The organism is Paenarthrobacter sp. AR 02 (assembly GCF_021538675.1).
GTDB lineage: Bacteria > Actinomycetota > Actinomycetes > Actinomycetales > Micrococcaceae > Arthrobacter.
In genome coordinates this window covers 1294766-1309531 of the sequence record NZ_JAJUKH010000001.1, presented here as the reverse complement: position 1 = coordinate 1309531, position 14766 = coordinate 1294766, and the positions used below count along the sequence as shown (strand labels likewise).

Sequence of the window (14766 nt, the reverse complement as noted above, 5' to 3'; positions counted from 1 at the left end):
CGAAGCCCACCACATCACCTACTGGTCCCACGGCGGAACCACAGGAACAGAAAACGGAACCCTCCTCTGCTCCCACCACCACCACCTCATCCACAAAGAACAATGGACCATCACCAACACCAACGGCACCCCCTGGTTCATCCCCCCACCCCACATCGACCCCCACCAAACACCACGACGCAACCACCACCACACACCACTCAGAACATGAGGTCGGTGGGGTCGGCGACCAGCCAGGCAAACCCTTGGGCCACCTTCAGGTCGAGCGCAGTTAACGCAACAAGCGCCCGACTGTCGGGGAGCCCCAAAGAGGACTTCCCGCCGTCGGGCGCTGGAGGTAGTTTGCCAGGTGCAGCGTCAGCGTGAGGTCGGCCAGCCTGTGTACGACTCCGCGAGGTACGCCTTGGCGTGCTCGGAGGTCACTACGGAGTGGAGTTCGCCAAGCTGGCGGGCGCGGTCGAACTCGCCGGCGCCGGGCACGGTGTGCAGCATGGATGTCATCCAGTAGGAGAAGTGCTGGGCCTTCCATACCCGCTCCAACGCCCGGTCGCTGTAGGAGTCCAGCAGCGTGGTTGAGCCGTTGGAGTAGAACGAGTCGAGACCTTCAAAGAGCACCTTGACGTCGTGGATAGCCAGGTTGAGGCCCTTGGCTCCCGTCGGCGGCACGGTGTGGGCCGCATCGCCGGCAAGGAACAGGTTTCCGTGGCGCATGGGCGTATGGACGAAACTGCGGAAGGGCAGGACCATCTTTTCGAGGACCGGTCCTTCCTTGAGCTCGAATCCGTTGCCATTGACTCGTTTGCGGAACTCGGACCAGATGCGTTCGTCATCCCAGTCGGCAACGTTCTCTTTGGGGTCGCACTGGAAGTACATGCGCTGAACAGTCTCGGTGCGCTGGCTGATCAGGGCGAAACCGTTGTTCGAGTTCGCGTAGATCAGCTCGTCTGAGCTGCGCGGGGCTTCGGCGAGGATGCCGAACCACGCGAATGGATATTCGTGGAAGTACCACTTGCGGTTCGCTTCAGGAATCTGGAAGCGGCAGTGGCTGCGGGATCCGTCGGCGCCGACGAGGAAGTCTGCCTGAATCTCGAATTCCTGCCCGTCGGCATTGGTGAACCAGACCTTCGGCTTGCCTTCGAGGTCGTGCACAGTAGTGTCCGTGACGCTGTAGTGGACGGCGCCGCCGTCGGCTTCGCGTCGGGCGGCCAGGTCCATGAAAACGTCCGTCTGCGGGTAGAGCCACACGGATTCGCCGACCAGTTCCTTGAAGTTGATGCGGTGGCTTTCACCGTTGAAGCGCAGTTCGATGCCGTCGTGCCGGTCGCCTTCGCGGAGCACTCGGTCCGACACCCCCGAGTCGACCAGCAGGTTCACCGTGCCGTGCTCCAGGATGCCGGCCCGTACGGTTTCCTGGATGTCCTTGCGGCTGCGGATTTCCACCACCACGGACTCGATGCCCTGCCTGGCCAGAAGGTGGGAGAGCATGAGGCCCGCGGGGCCGGCCCCCATAATGGCCACTTGGGTCTTGATGGGCGTGCGTGCCATGGTTGTTCCTCGCTTCGTTGCGGATCCCGGCGCTTCGGCCAGGGCTGTATTGGTCTGGCATCAGTCTGTCCCCATCGGCGTGATGACCGTTACATCAATTCCGTTCAACGGAAGCCGACAGCTAGACTAACTGGCGTCCAATTCCGCGGGCCGCAGTCTGAAGGGCCGGAACCAGAGCTTGGAGCCGCATCTCGGCAAGGGGCACTACGACCCCCAACGCGGCAACCGTCTTCCGCTTACCGTTCATCACCGGAACGGCGATCCCCCAAGTATCCGGATCCACGACGCCAGCCAGCTGCGCATACCCCTGCTGGGCGGCCTCGGCCAGCAGGTGGCGTACGACGTCGGCACTCACCTTCCCGGCCGGGTCGTGGAACTGCCGGAGGTACTCGGCCTGCAGCTCCCGCGACTGGTGGGACATCAGGGCCAGGCCGGCTGAGGAAATGTGTACGGGCATGCGACCTGCGATTTGTGCGCGGTTGGCCACCGATCCGCGACGGGAGAGCCGTTCAACAAAAAGCGCCTCCCAGCCATCGAGCACAGCCAGGTTCACGTTCTGGTTGAGGACCTGCTGAATGTCCTCCATGAACGGCATTGCCGCCTGGCGGAGGGCCAGCGTGGGTGAATTCCGATTGACGAGTTCCCATAGCCGCAAGCCCAGGCGGACGGTTCCGCCCGACCCCAGGTCGAGGAGCCCATGGTGGGAAAGCTGACGGATCAGCCGGTGGGCCGATGACAAAGGGAGCTCAGCCCGGTCGGCCAGCTCCGTCAGCTGAAGAGTGGTGACACCCTCAGGGAATGCCTCGATGACCCGCACGACCCGGTCCACCACGGAATCGCCGGATGCGGAGTTAGCCACGATGCCATCCTCATTTGGAGCGTCCTAGAGAAAAGCACGGAGGTGCCTTCCATTCAATGGTAGAACGTGTGCCAGGCAACACGCGACGGTGATACAACTCTCATACCCGAAAGGCCGCGCCGCTGGCCCGGGACCATCACCAAGACGCACTGCCCAGACGTACCGAGGACGCTATGCCAACGATGCCATCTGCCCACCGATCTCAATGGCCCGTGTGGCTGTGCTGGCTAGCCATGGTGCTGGACGGCTTCGACCTGGTGGTCCTGGGAACCGTCATACCCACACTCATCAAGACCGGGGAGTTGGGATTCGATGCAGTAGGAGCCACCTTCGCCGCCACCATCTCCTTGGTGGGCGTAGGACTTGGCGCACTGTTCATTGCACCCCTCTCCGACACGTTCGGCCGCCGCAAGCTGCTGATCGCGTGCGTTGCCGGTTTCTCAATCTTCACCATTGGGGTCGCGTTCGCACCGAACGTTGCAGTGTTCTCGGTGTTGCGCCTTCTTGCCGGGCTGGGACTGGGCGCATGCCTTCCCGCAGCCTTGGCCTACATGAACGACTACGCGCCAGCGGGTTCAGCAGGAAAGTCCACCACCCGGACCATGACTGGCTACCACGTTGGTGCCGTCGCCACCGCTTTGCTGGCAATCCTGATCGTTCCGAACTGGCGGCTCATGTTCATCATCGGCGGCGCTGCCGGGCTGGTTCTCCTGCCGTTCCTTTGGGCCAAGCTGCCCGAGTCACTGCCCGAAGCCGCCCCCGGTGCGTCCAGCCAGGCCACCAAGGCGCCTGCCGCCGTCGTGCCTTCCGCTGAAAGCAGCCAAGCTGCACCCAAGACCGGTTTCCGCGACCTGTTGCAGAAGCCGTACCCCTTGGTTGCGGTTGGCATCGGCATCGCGTCGTTCATGGGCTTGTTGTTGGTTTACGGGCTGAACACCTGGCTTCCGCAGCTGATGGCTGCCGCCGGGTACCCGGTCAGCACCGGCTTGACGCTGCTGCTGGTCCTTAACTTGGGCGCCGTCGCAGGCCTGTTCCTGGCCGGATTCCTCGCCGACAAGCACGGTACCAAGAAGATTGTTTTGCTGTGGTTTGGACTGTCCGCGGTGCTCCTTGCGATCCTCAGCGTCAAGATCCCGAACGAATTCCTGCTCAATGCCGCCGTCTTCGTAACCGGCATTTTCGTTTTCAGCTCCCAGGTCCTGGTTTATGCGTGGGTCAGCCAGTTGTTCCCGCCACGGCTCAGGGGAACTGCGCTGGGCTTCGCCGCCGGCGTCGGCAGGCTCGGCGCAATCGTCGGCCCGGCAGTGACGGGAACATTGGTTGCCGCCAACATCGCCTACCCTGCTGGCTTCTATGTCTTCGCGATCGCCGGCCTGCTGGCCGTTGCCGCCTTGGTCCTGGTGCCCCGCGAAGTCAAAACCGCCGTCGCAAACGTGCTCGCCGGACGCTAACCCCGCGACGGCGTTCGGGGAGCGCGGTGGAGTTCCTCAGGATCCTTCCCAGCAGCATGGAGAGATAGGTCGAGAGAAAACGGAGCGCCGGCCGGGAGTCGCCCAACTCCTCGGCCGGCGCCTGCGTCTTGCACCGTTCCAGGGCAGGAGCACCCCGTCCCTCACTTACCGCTGGCCGCCTGCGGCACCGCGGCGCCCTTCGGCGTCGTCTTGTTGCCGTCCTTGGTCCAGATGGAGGCGAGCATACCGATGACCAGGATCGCCGGTGCGCCGTACATCAGGATGTTCCGGACCATCGGTTCGCGGAGTGCACGGATTGCGTTGCCGACGTACGGGATGGTTGCGACCTGCTTGTCCACGGTCTTGCCCTGCAAGGTGGCGATCCAGGGGTCGATGCCGTTGTTGGCGTCGCCCTTGGTCTGCACAGCTACGCCGCCATCGGCCGTAGCGGTGATTTCGGTGATGCGGTGGGTTTCCACCCGCTGATCTTCGACCGGGATGTGGTAGGTGATGATGTCGCCCACCTTGACGTCCGCGATAGGAGTCGGAACCGTCACGACGACGTCGCCCGGGTTGATCAGCGGTGCCATGGACCCGGTCAGCATGGTGGAAGTCTGGTACCCCAGGACCCGCGGGCCGATGGCTAGGAACAGGAAAACCAGCGCCGCCAGGACCAGCATGCCAACGCCGACGGACTTAACAGCCAGGCTTGTGATCCGGCGGAACGTGCTCCGTTCACCGGCGGGGACGGTTGTGGCCGCTGCGGGCTGCTTCACAGCGGCGGTCTTTGGGGATGGTGCAGGCTTTGAAGCGGCGGAACGCCGGCCGCGAAGGGCGGGGGTGGTGATGGTGCTCAGTGCGCTCATTGTCCTGGCGTTCCTTCCGGGAGGGGTTGTTGTTCTGCTTCTTAGTCTGCAGGGCGTGGCTCAGGCTTACTGCGGAAATTCCTCAAGTCTGGCTCAGGAAAAACCCGCCGGGCCTGATCAGGCAGGGGGGTGGCCGATCAGGCCCGGCGGAGTCTGGTGCGGCCCCCTTCCGACCCCCTCTCGGGGCCTTCGTGGGGCCTTCGCGGGGCCTTCGCGGGACCGTGGTGACTACTTGGTGGTTTGCGTGCGCTGGGTGCCGGTGAAGGAGAACCCGACGGTGGAGGTGGCGCCCTGGAAGGTGTTGTCCGCGGTGGCGGGCAAAGCGGTGGTGACTTTGAGGTTGTCGGTCTTGGTGCTGGTCAGGGACGTCAGGTTGTTCAGGACACTGTTCGCGGCGATGACCGGGCCTGAGGCCAGGACGGTGGTCTTGGTGCCGGCGCAGGTGTAGGGAGCGGCGGTGCCCGTCCAGGCAACGGAGCAGTTTTCGATGGTCAGCTGCAGGCCGTTGGTGGTGTCGGTGGTGAGCAGGGATCCGGTGGCGCCGGCGGAGGTGGTGAGGGTGACGTTGTTCAGGTCGGAGTTGCCGGTGTTGGCCAGGGTGACGAGCTTTTCGACTTTGTCCCCGGGCAGCAGGCCCGCGACGGGGACGTTGAGGGTGTTGTTGGCGCCGGTGCCCAGGGCGATGGTGACGGTTCCTGCGGTGACGGCCTGTGAGGCGGAGGTCGAGGAGGTGAACGCGCCGTAGGTTCCCATGCCGGCTACGGCGGCTGCGGTGCCGACCAGTGCGACGGAAGCGAGGATCTTGCCGGAGGTGGTCTTGAGGCTGATGGCCATGGGAATCAATGTCCTTTCGGTAGGCCACCGTGAGACCGGCCGGCCGTTCTTCGTTCCAGCCTCTCTGGCTGACAAGAACTACTCTGCAGGGCCACCCTCAAGAACCAATCCTGCAAACCCGCAACAGTCCCTCAGGAAAACCTCAAGACTTTTTACAGTTTCTAAGGTTCCTTATGAAACACTGCTTGATGCATATGGACCGGCGATGAAAGGGCAAGTCAATGCCGATGTGGTTACAGGCCCTGCTGTGGGGCACGCTGGCAGGCGGGGCGTTGGTTCTTGGCGCTGGTGTGGCGTGGATGTGGAAAGTGCCCGCCAAGGTGGTTTCCACTGTCATGGCCTTCGGCGCCGGGGTCCTGATTTCCGCACTCGCCTTCGAACTGGTGGACGAGGCCGTGAACGGCGGAGGGTTGCTCCCCACGGTCCTCGGCTTCCTTCTGGGGGCACTGATCTTTGTTGGGTCCAACGTTCTCCTGGCCCGGGCGGGGGCGAAGCACAGGAAGCGCTCCAGTGAGCCCCAACCCACCGAGAAGGATTCCCCGGGCAGCGGTACCGCCATCGCCGTGGGCGCGCTCATCGACGGCATCCCCGAATCCGTGGTCCTTGGCGTGGGCCTGTTGGCCGGTGGCGCCGTCAGCCCGGCGATGCTTGCCGCCGTCTTCATCTCCAATGTCCCCGAAGGCCTGTCCAGCACGGCCGGCATGAAGAAGTCCGGCCGCAGCCCCGCTTACGTGTTTGGAACCTGGGTTGGCATCGCAGTCTTCAGCGGACTTGCGGCCCTGGTGGGGTACGCCGCCCTCGAGGACGCGCCTGAGTCGGTGATCGCCTTCATTACAGCCATTGCGGCCGGCGGAATCCTGGCGATGCTGGCAGACACGATGATTCCCGAAGCGTTCGAGGAGCACCACAACATGACCGGACTGACGGCTGCCGTCGGGTTCCTTAGCGCCTTCACGATCCACCACATCGGAGGCTGACCTCCGGACGCAACCCGTCCGCCTCCCGGCCTCAGGCAGGCAGCAGTCCAAGCAACGGTACGGCGACCGCCGTCGATACCGCCATGGCTGCAGTGTTGCCTATGACAGGGTGGAAGTCCGCGGGCAGCTTTGCGGAGAAAACCCGGGCCAGCGGCGGGGCCAGTACAGCGCCCAGGATCGCCCCGCCCACGACGCCGAAAAAGGAACCACCGGTGGCGAGGACGGCCGCCGGGGCGACGGACACCACGGACGCATACGTCGCAGCCCAACCGCCATCCAGGTACCAGCCCCGCCAAAGGACCACGCCGATGGCGGAGGTAAGTGCTTGCGCAAAGAGGATGTGCGGAAGCAGGCCGGACCCGTAGGACGGCAACCCAGGATTAAGGACATACGCCACCACAGCCCCGGAAATCATGCCGACGCTGGCGAACCCCTTGGCGATGAAGTGCGTCTCCGTGAAGTCCCTGATGACCCGTTGCGCAGCCCACAGTGCGTCCCCGAGTAGCGACTGGTTAAAGCCCGACGCCGGCAGGTTCCGTTCCGCGCCGAGGTCCGGCTCGCGCTCGCGCAGGACAAGCCAGGGCAACCGTCGTGCGACCAGGAAAGAGAGAATGGACCCCCCGGACATCGCCAGGACGTTTGCCACCACGGGCGGCAGGCCAAGGGGGTTGGCGAGGATGGGGATGAATATCAACGCCAAGGGCGTGACGGTGGCCGCACCGAGCACGGCGCCCGTGAGGCACGTTTGCCACCCGGCCCCGTAGAGGATCACCACGGCCGGAGCCACGCAAACGAAAGGCACGAACGTTGGCTGCCACCCGTCGTCGAGCAACCATCCGAACGCCACGTTGGACAGCAGCAAACTCAGCGAAGCCGACGCAAGAATCCAGGGACCCAGGCTCTCCCGCCGCCCGACGCGGCCCTGTCGGCGGCCGACCCACCGGGCCAACCACGCTCCTGCCAACAGCCCCAGGGCTGCGAGGTCGGACTTGTAGAAGAGCGGCTCCGTCATGTCCCCCAGGAACCACCTTGCAGCAGCCGCCGGGGAATCCGCGGCCGCTTGGGCCCAGCCGGAGTAACCGGGGCCAACATACGGGGATTGCTGCCCCAAGCCATGCAGGACCACAGCGACGATGCCCATGATGCCGGCGACTCCGAAGGCGCCCAAGGCTGTCCCGAGGGCGCCTGGTTTGAGGCTCTGTCCCGGCGGACCTTTGATGGCGGCGGCGGCTGAAGAGTACATCGTTGGCCCTTAGCGTGCGGTGGGTGGTGACGTCGAGCAGCGTAGCGGAGGGTCCGGGGCCACACCCAGCCGGGGCCCGACTGGGGAATATATGACCGGCCGCGGTCAGAAAAACGCCGTGCACGGCCCCTCAAGAGTGACGCCAAAAAGGGGGCGTTAAGAAAAAGGGCCCCCTCAAAGGGCCCCTTAAAACCAGAAAGCCCCGGCGCCTGCGTCGTGAAACGCGGCGTCGGGGCCTCCCTTGCTGTCAGTCGGTTACGCCTTCTTGCGCGTGAGCAGGCCCCAGATAGCCAGGACGATCAGTGCGCCCACGATGGCCAGCAACCAGGTGGACAGCGACCAGAACTCGTTGATGCCAACGTTGAAGAGCGCGCTGCCGATCCATCCACCCAGGATGGCGCCAACGATGCCCAGGAGCAGCGTAGCGATCCAGCCGCCACCCTGACGGCCCGGCATGATGGCCTTGGCGATGGCGCCGGCGATCAGACCCAGAATAATCCAACCAATGATTCCCATTATTTATCTCTCTTTCGTGATGAGGTCCCAGTTCGGCATGAGAGCGCACGCCGCTATCGACCTGATTGTTGGCTACCAGCCGAGCCGTCGGAGCATACCGACAACGTGGCTGGCAGACGGTCTACCCGCCGGGTCGGGGTCTGTCATGGCATGAAGCACCATGGACCAGCGTCGCCGGACCGTTCCGGGAATTCGTGGTTCGCCCAGGGTCCTCGCAACCATGGACTCAAGGGGAGGGCCGGGAAAGGCTTTTGTTCCGGTGAGGCATTCGAGGGCAACCAGGCCCAACGAATAAATATCACTGGCAGCAGTTGAGGTGCCTCCACAGACTTCTTCCGGACTCAGATAGTGCGGCGTCCCGGAGGAGGAGCTCGGCGCAGGATGCCGCCCGTTGAGCGCGATGCCAAAATCGGTCAGCTTGGCCACTCCTACGCCGCCCGGGTCGCCTGCGAAATCCACCAGGATATTGCCGGGCTTGATGTCGTTGTGGACAATCCCGCGCCTGTGCAGGAACGTCAAGGCCCTGGCAATCCCCGTCATCCACTCCACGGTCTGATGCGGTGAGGCTGGCCCTTCCTCAAGGAGGGTCCGCAAGTCCTGGCCCTGGACCAGTTCCATCACCAGGTAGTTGTGGGCGCCTTGGACTTCGTCGCCCTCGGTGCTTCCGGAGGACACCACCCTGGCGATGTTCTTATGGCGCAAAGGACCATGGATGTCCAGTTCGCGTCGAAAAGGAGCGTCCTTGGCTGTGGTCCTGAAGATCTTGACGGCCACAGTGGTGCCTGACTCCAGGTCCCGGGCTTCCTTGACGTAGGCCTCGGACCCTCCGCCCAGCTGCTTGCCCAGCCGATATCGTCCTCCAAGGACCACATCGGAAGGGGCGGCCCCGCGATCAGCGCGGTCGGCCGCCGTCTCCATGAGCGTCATTGGAGCAGTGATTCAATCTCGGCAGCAGGCACACCTGCCACCTCGGCGAGGGCAAGGGGGTCTACTCCTGCATCGACTGCCCTCTTGAAGGCGAGCGCCAGGGTGTTCTGGGAGATTGCCAGCTCATGTTGCAGGCTCTGGCGCCGAAGGGCAGCGATCCAGACGCCGCTCACCGGATCTATGGCGTCGATGTCCATCCGGAAGCCGCAACCGCAGGCCCACTCGGGGCAGATCGGTTCGACGGAAACCCACTGCATGGCATCGTGGGCCGGGCCAGCGGAAATCGCCATGCGTGAACCGCAATGTACGGGGCCTGCCGGGATGACCTGGTCAGTGATGACGTCAACGTCATCGTGGACGACGGGGGTGGAACTCGGTTCACGCAGCACGATTGTCATCGCTTGCCCACACATTCCCTAGTAAGTAGCTTGGCTATCTAGTTATATGTGTACTTATCAATAATGTCCAACTCAGCTTCAGGAGGAGACGCTGTCGATCGCCTTGCGCATACGCCGAAGGAACTCAACCACCACCGCGGAGTCTTTGCTGCTCAGCGTTTCGGCGGCCTCCATCATGCGCGAATGCATGTCGCCCAAGGTACTGCGGACCTCCTGTTCCGACCCCGGCGTCGGGCGGAGAATGAGGGCTCGACGATCAGTCGGGTGGGGCTCTCGGGTAACGTAGCCGGACCTCACCAGGCGGTCCACCAAGGACGTCATGGAGGCCGAGGTCACCCCAAGCCGTACCGCCAACTCCTTGGGGCCCACCTCCCGGCCGGCACGCTCGGCTTCAAGCAGGTACCGCAACGCCATGAGGTCGGTCTCCCCCATGCCCATCGAGGCGCGCGTTCGCCGCCGCATGTCAGCTTCGGCCGTCCGGTAGTCCCTGAGTGCGTTCAGGACGTCCACGGCGCCCATCTGCTTACGGCTCTCCAGCCCGTACCAATATCCCTTGCGTTCATCCTTGTCGCTCACACCAGTCCTTTGGTAGACATGTATCTTGATTGTCTAACCAATTGATACTAGTCCATGAAGCGAAGATCCCGGACTACCGTTCGCTGAACGAGACTTGGCGCACCCGTACACGGCGCCACACTGCCGGGGCCACCACGACTGCAACACCGACGGCGGCACCTATGACGGTCTCGATGATCCGGTCCCGGAGGAGCAGACTCGGGTCCACCGGCGCGGCGAGGAGCGTGGCAATCAGGGCAAGCGGGGTGACGAAGAGCTGTGCGATGAAATACTGCCGGGCAATGAACATCTCGGCCCCGAACTGGCACGCCGCTATGACCAGGACCATGGCCCACGGCGCTGGATTGAGCCACAGGATGCCTGCCAGGAGCACCAGGCCAAGCACCGTTCCCGCGATCCTTTGGATACCCCGGCTCACCCGGTGCCGGGTGGAATGGCCCACCAGGGGCACCACCGCTGCCACCATGGCCCAGTACGTGTGGCCAAAGCCAAGCTGTTGGCCCACCAGCGTCGCCAACGTCCCGGCGAGCCCGGCCGCTATCAGGTAGCCACCCCCTTCAAGCCAGATCGCCCGGAGTTCGGCCGGCGTGTGCCGGATGGGCGGCGGCTTTTTCCATGGCGTTCGATGACTTTTGACCACACGTGACGACATGCCGACCAACAGGCAGAAACCGCTAGTCAGGACTGCCACAAGCATTGCCTCCCACAGGGGCGGCTGCGTGGGTATCGAAGCGATCGCGGCAAAAGCAAAAATGTGAAAGAGGGAGCCGCCGGGGCGGAGTCGCCAGGCAGCCACCACCACGGAGCAGGCACCGGCCACGATGGTCGTCGCAACGATCAGGATCCAGGAGTAAGAGGTAGCGTCCAGGCCCCACGCATGCTCCCCACGGGCCAGCAATGTGGCGCAGAGGATGATGAAAAGCATGAAGCCGCCAGCCCGAAGCTGGCTGCGGAAACGGACGCTGTGCGGTTCATTGCGCCCATAGATTCCGGTGAAGGCCCCAAACGACGCAAACACGGCCAGATCCAGCCGCCCCAGCAGCGTCAAAACGATCAGCGGCACGAACACCCCTACGGCGCAGCGTAGGGCGGGATGGTGGTCCTTGTTCCCCGGACCCATCGTGAACATTTCCGCTACAGCCTTCAAAGGGCGGCTCGCCTTTCGTCGCAGGATCAAACGTACGACGGCGGCACTGGCGTCCGCTTCAAGGTTACGCTCCGAGCGCTGGCCTACTCGGGGATCAGGCACAGATAGTGCCCCTCATCACGCTGAGAGGCACTATCTATACACGGATTGTGGCCTCAAAACCTCGAGGTTGTGGCGCTGGTGAACTTGGAGTTAGAGAGCGCGTTACCGGCGATATCCGTCAGACCGGATGTCGGAGTAAAGGCGGCGTTGTCGGCGCTCTGCGTCGCCCCGATCGGGCTACCTGACACCAGCGCACCCAAGGTGATGGTGACGGTCTTGGCCGAGGGGTTCCACTCCAGCACCGAGGCGTCGGTACCAGTTCCCCGGAAGGTCAACGTTTGCGAGGTGTAATTGCTTTTAAGATCCACGTTGCCCAGCTTGAGGGTCGAGCAGCCGGTGGCACTAACGCTGAGGATGTCTGACGAGGAGATCGAAACAGTCACTTGGTTGTCGGCGTCGAGTGTTTGCGTGATGGTGTCATCTGTCCAAGCGCTGCACATCTTGCTCGCGTCCAGGGCTTCGGAGAAGGTCAGGGTCACCTTGTCGTCCTTTTCCACCTTGCCCTGGTTGGCTCCTCCGTTGCTGAGCTGAACGTTGGTAACCGTTGGAACGGTGGTGTCCTTGACGGACGACGCCGTTCCGGGGACCCCGGTGTTCCCGGCTGCGTCAGTAGCCCGAGCGGAGTAGGTGATTGTTCCGGCGTTGAACGTCGTCAGATTAAGTGTGGTGGCGGACCAAGCTCCGGATCCATTCGCTGTGCGGGTCTGGGTCACGGTGTGTGCGGCCCCCGCGTCCGTTACCGTCAACACCACAGTCGAGTTCGCTTCGGCCGTACCTGTGACGGGGACGTTGGAGACGTTGGCGGTGGTCACGTAAGCCGGAGCAGTGACGACGGGAGCGTCTGGCGCCGTGGCGTCGACTACTGAGCCCGTGCTCCGCAGGCTTTCCATCCCTTGCCACAATGAGAGCATCGGCGTCACCGCGTAGTACCACGTGCCCGTTGGCGCCGTGTCAGTGCAGCTCAGTGCAGCCACCGTGCCGGTGCATGTTCCAGCCGCAGCGACCCTGGTGCCTCCCGTGGCGGAGGCGTAGCGGGCGATGCTGTACCCGGTCGCTGACTTGCCTGCCGCCGTCGTGCTTGCCGTCCAGGTGACCGTCACGCTGCCCGCAAGTCCGACGGCGGCCGTCGGCTTGGCACCTTGGTTGACGGTGTCGGCCTTGGCGGCGGCGAAGTTGCTGCTGCTCACCGTGCTCCAGAACGCGCTGGCGGCCGGCCCTCCCCAGGTGACCAGGAAGATGCCGACCACGATCACGACGATGCGGTTCCAACGCCCCATGGTGACGGGCGCGGAGGGCTGGACCACGGACGTGCGACGCCGGTTCACTTGCGGGCCTCCAATGTGACGGGGATGCGGAATTGGGCTCCTTGGCAGGCGGAGAGCGATGCGGTGCTCATACTTGCTGCCCCTGGAAGCGTCAGCAGTATGGAGGAGTTCGGCTGCACGGTAACCGGCGGGGTAAGTGGAACGGACGGTGGCGTGAAGGTCACTCCGGTGGTGGTGCAGCCGGAATGGCCCGCATCCGCCGTGATGGCTCCGTTGGCCGCCAGTCCGTAGAGGGTGACGGCGTGCGCGTTGGGGTTGGTGGCCCTGATGATGACGTCGGCGGTACCGCCGGGGATGAGGGTGTTTTGGGGAGTGTCTCCCGCAATGAGAGCGTCCACAATGACGGTCTGCATGGTGCCGTTGGTTGCCGAACCCGCGCCGATACCAATGCGGCCCCAGTACGCGTAGGCGGATCCAGCACCGCCTAAGATGCAGAGCGCCACTGTGGCAGCCGCAGTTCGGGCGAGTCGGCCTGTGCTGGGAGTACGTGGACTCCGGACAGTCATTTTCATGTCAGTTCGCCTGTCCCGTCCCGGAGAAAGTGAGTTCGAGGGTCGCGCCCTTGCAGCCGTCCTGGAGCTGCAACGTGTCCAGCATGGCGATGCGGGGCCAACGTGCCTGTGGAAGCCCCAAAGCGGACAACGAGGTGGATCCTGGCTTGATGTCGATGGGGTAGGTGCCAGTGAATTGGGTGACGCTGTAGTCCGCGCTGCTGCAAGGGAGCCCCGCCGCGACGGCCGCCGGGGTCCGAACCACTTTGCTAATGGACGCGGACAGCATGGTCACCGCTATGTTTTTGTTCTCCGGGTTGGAGATCTTCAGGTCCAAGGGTAGGGACACCCCTGGCGCCAGTGGGCCCTGCAATGACCCGGAGACACCGAAGCTTCGCTTGACTTCCTTCACTTGCAACTGCGCCTGTGCGGCGTTGGACTTTGTGGTTCCGCTGGTGACCGTCACCGTGATGTCGGATTTCCCGGCCGGCGTGGTGGGACTCGTCGTGAGGGTCAACGTCGCTTTCGTCGAACTGCCGGATGAGAGAACCACCGACGACGGCGACCATGCCGCCGTCGTTCCCGAAGGCAGTCCCGTGACGTAGAAGGTGACTGGCCCCGAAAGGCCTCCACTCGAGGAGATCGTGACGTCGAACGCTGCGGCCTGGCCTTGATCCACGTTGCGGCTTGATGGCGACAGGGCCAGCAATATTCCGATCGTCTCCTTGGCTCCGGTTGCCTTCCCGTTGCTTTGCCCGCCGCTGGCGCCCAACGATGCCACGGACGCCAGGACAACCAACAACGTGAGGAGTGCAGCCTTGACCGCAATCCCCGCACGACCGACCGGCATCCTCATGCGTACTGGCTGGGGTTGCATGGAGCCTCTTTTCGGACGGGCGCGTTCTGGACGGGAGGAAGCTTGAAGCCGGGGACCACCATTCGCAAAGAGGTCCCCGGCGGTTTGGTACTACTGGCTGGCGACGTTGACGGTGACGATCGCGGACTTGCAGGCGTCCTGGTTGACCGTGCCGCTGTCGTTGAACTTCAGCGTTCCGCTGCCCACTGAGGTACCGGTGGTGTTGGCGGCGACCAAGGTGTTGGTGGTTACCGCGGTGACATCGAACCAGGCGGGGAGACAGCCGGCCACGTTGGTGGTCACGTTGGCGGTCAGGGCTCCCACAACGGTGCCTGACGTGGTCGAATTGTCGGCGGTGTACGCGACGGGAACCTGGTTGCCCGGGGCAAGACCACCGGCGAAGTTAGCGTGAAGTGTGACCGTTCCGCCGCCGGCCGAATTTGTCGCCGAGCCACTGCCGGAGCCCGTGGTGGTCCAGTAAGCGTAGGCAGCTCCGCCGCCGACCGCCACCAAGGCCACGCCAGCGACGGCGGCTGTGATCCGGCTCTTCTTGGAAAGTTTGCGCATGGTAAGACTCCTTGGTTGATCGATGTACCGGGGAGCCGCAGAGCAACCCCCAGCATCCGGCCGTTGCTGGCGGATGAAGCGATGCC

General features: G+C 63.8%; 17 protein-coding genes. 3 read left to right on the top strand and 14 right to left on the bottom strand.

Annotated elements, in window-relative coordinates:
* A partial coding sequence (locus LRQ04_RS06165) for an HNH endonuclease (RefSeq protein WP_235518571.1) occupies window positions 1–211 on the top strand: 211 nt, incomplete at its 5' end.
* A gap of 146 nt (window positions 212–357) precedes the next feature.
* On the opposite strand, the gene LRQ04_RS06160 is transcribed toward LRQ04_RS06165, so the two are convergent.
* Window positions 358–1545: a 4-hydroxybenzoate 3-monooxygenase gene (locus LRQ04_RS06160; RefSeq protein WP_235518552.1), complete on the bottom strand. Its 1188-nt coding sequence runs from the start codon at window positions 1543–1545 to the stop codon at window positions 358–360.
* Between the two features lie 121 nt (window positions 1546–1666).
* Window positions 1667–2404 carry an IclR family transcriptional regulator gene (locus LRQ04_RS06155; RefSeq protein WP_235518548.1) on the bottom strand — a complete coding sequence of 246 codons (738 nt, stop codon included), beginning with the start codon at window positions 2402–2404 and terminating at the stop codon, window positions 1667–1669.
* A gap of 173 nt (window positions 2405–2577) precedes the next feature.
* Between LRQ04_RS06155 and LRQ04_RS06150 the strand changes: the two genes are divergently transcribed.
* The gene (locus LRQ04_RS06150) at window positions 2578–3855 is read left to right on the top strand and encodes an MFS transporter (protein ID WP_235518545.1); all 1278 of its coding nucleotides are present in this window, start codon (window positions 2578–2580) and stop codon (window positions 3853–3855) included.
* Between the two features lie 161 nt (window positions 3856–4016).
* Here LRQ04_RS06150 and LRQ04_RS06145 read toward each other — a convergent pair whose 3' ends face one another.
* A complete protein-coding gene (locus LRQ04_RS06145; protein ID WP_235518543.1) occupies window positions 4017–4721 on the bottom strand; it encodes a signal peptidase I in 705 nt (234 codons plus the stop codon).
* A gap of 228 nt (window positions 4722–4949) precedes the next feature.
* Window positions 4950–5555, bottom strand: a complete 606-nt coding sequence (locus tag LRQ04_RS06140) for a TasA family protein (protein WP_235518541.1) — start codon at window positions 5553–5555, stop codon at window positions 4950–4952.
* Window positions 5556–5776: 221 nt separating this feature from the next.
* Between LRQ04_RS06140 and LRQ04_RS06135 the strand changes: the two genes are divergently transcribed.
* The gene (locus LRQ04_RS06135; protein ID WP_235518540.1) at window positions 5777–6532 is read left to right on the top strand and encodes a ZIP family metal transporter; all 756 of its coding nucleotides are present in this window, start codon (window positions 5777–5779) and stop codon (window positions 6530–6532) included.
* A 31-nt stretch (window positions 6533–6563) separates the two neighbouring features.
* Here LRQ04_RS06135 and LRQ04_RS06130 read toward each other — a convergent pair whose 3' ends face one another.
* From LRQ04_RS06130 to LRQ04_RS06085, 10 genes are all read right to left on the bottom strand, one after another.
* Complete coding sequence (locus tag LRQ04_RS06130) at window positions 6564–7775, bottom strand: hypothetical protein (protein ID WP_235518538.1); 1212 nt, start codon at window positions 7773–7775, stop codon at window positions 6564–6566.
* Between the two features lie 255 nt (window positions 7776–8030).
* The gene (locus LRQ04_RS06125; RefSeq protein WP_235518535.1) at window positions 8031–8291 is read right to left on the bottom strand and encodes a GlsB/YeaQ/YmgE family stress response membrane protein; all 261 of its coding nucleotides are present in this window, start codon (window positions 8289–8291) and stop codon (window positions 8031–8033) included.
* A 72-nt stretch (window positions 8292–8363) separates the two neighbouring features.
* Entirely contained in the window at window positions 8364–9218 is an 855-nt protein-coding gene (locus LRQ04_RS06120; protein WP_235518524.1) for a serine/threonine-protein kinase, read from the bottom strand.
* Window positions 9215–9616, bottom strand: a complete 402-nt coding sequence (locus tag LRQ04_RS06115; protein ID WP_235518523.1) for a hypothetical protein — start codon at window positions 9614–9616, stop codon at window positions 9215–9217. Before LRQ04_RS06115 ends, LRQ04_RS06120 begins: the two co-directional genes overlap by 4 nt.
* A 78-nt stretch (window positions 9617–9694) precedes the next feature.
* Complete coding sequence (locus LRQ04_RS06110) at window positions 9695–10192, bottom strand: MarR family winged helix-turn-helix transcriptional regulator (protein WP_235518516.1); 498 nt, start codon at window positions 10190–10192, stop codon at window positions 9695–9697.
* Window positions 10193–10265: 73 nt separating this feature from the next.
* Window positions 10266–11339: an FUSC family protein gene (locus LRQ04_RS06105; RefSeq protein WP_235518720.1), complete on the bottom strand. Its 1074-nt coding sequence runs from the start codon at window positions 11337–11339 to the stop codon at window positions 10266–10268.
* A gap of 155 nt (window positions 11340–11494) precedes the next feature.
* A complete protein-coding gene (locus LRQ04_RS06100; protein ID WP_235518498.1) occupies window positions 11495–12766 on the bottom strand; it encodes a hypothetical protein in 1272 nt (423 codons plus the stop codon).
* Entirely contained in the window at window positions 12763–13278 is a 516-nt protein-coding gene (locus LRQ04_RS06095; RefSeq protein WP_235518496.1) for a hypothetical protein, read from the bottom strand. The genes LRQ04_RS06100 and LRQ04_RS06095 overlap by 4 nt, the downstream gene beginning before the upstream one ends.
* Before the next feature lies 1 nt (window position 13279).
* Entirely contained in the window at window positions 13280–14113 is an 834-nt protein-coding gene (locus LRQ04_RS06090; protein ID WP_235518493.1) for a hypothetical protein, read from the bottom strand.
* 111 nt (window positions 14114–14224) lie between these two features.
* A complete protein-coding gene (locus tag LRQ04_RS06085; protein WP_235518489.1) occupies window positions 14225–14680 on the bottom strand; it encodes a hypothetical protein in 456 nt (151 codons plus the stop codon).
* Between the last annotated feature and the right edge of the window lie 86 nt (window positions 14681–14766).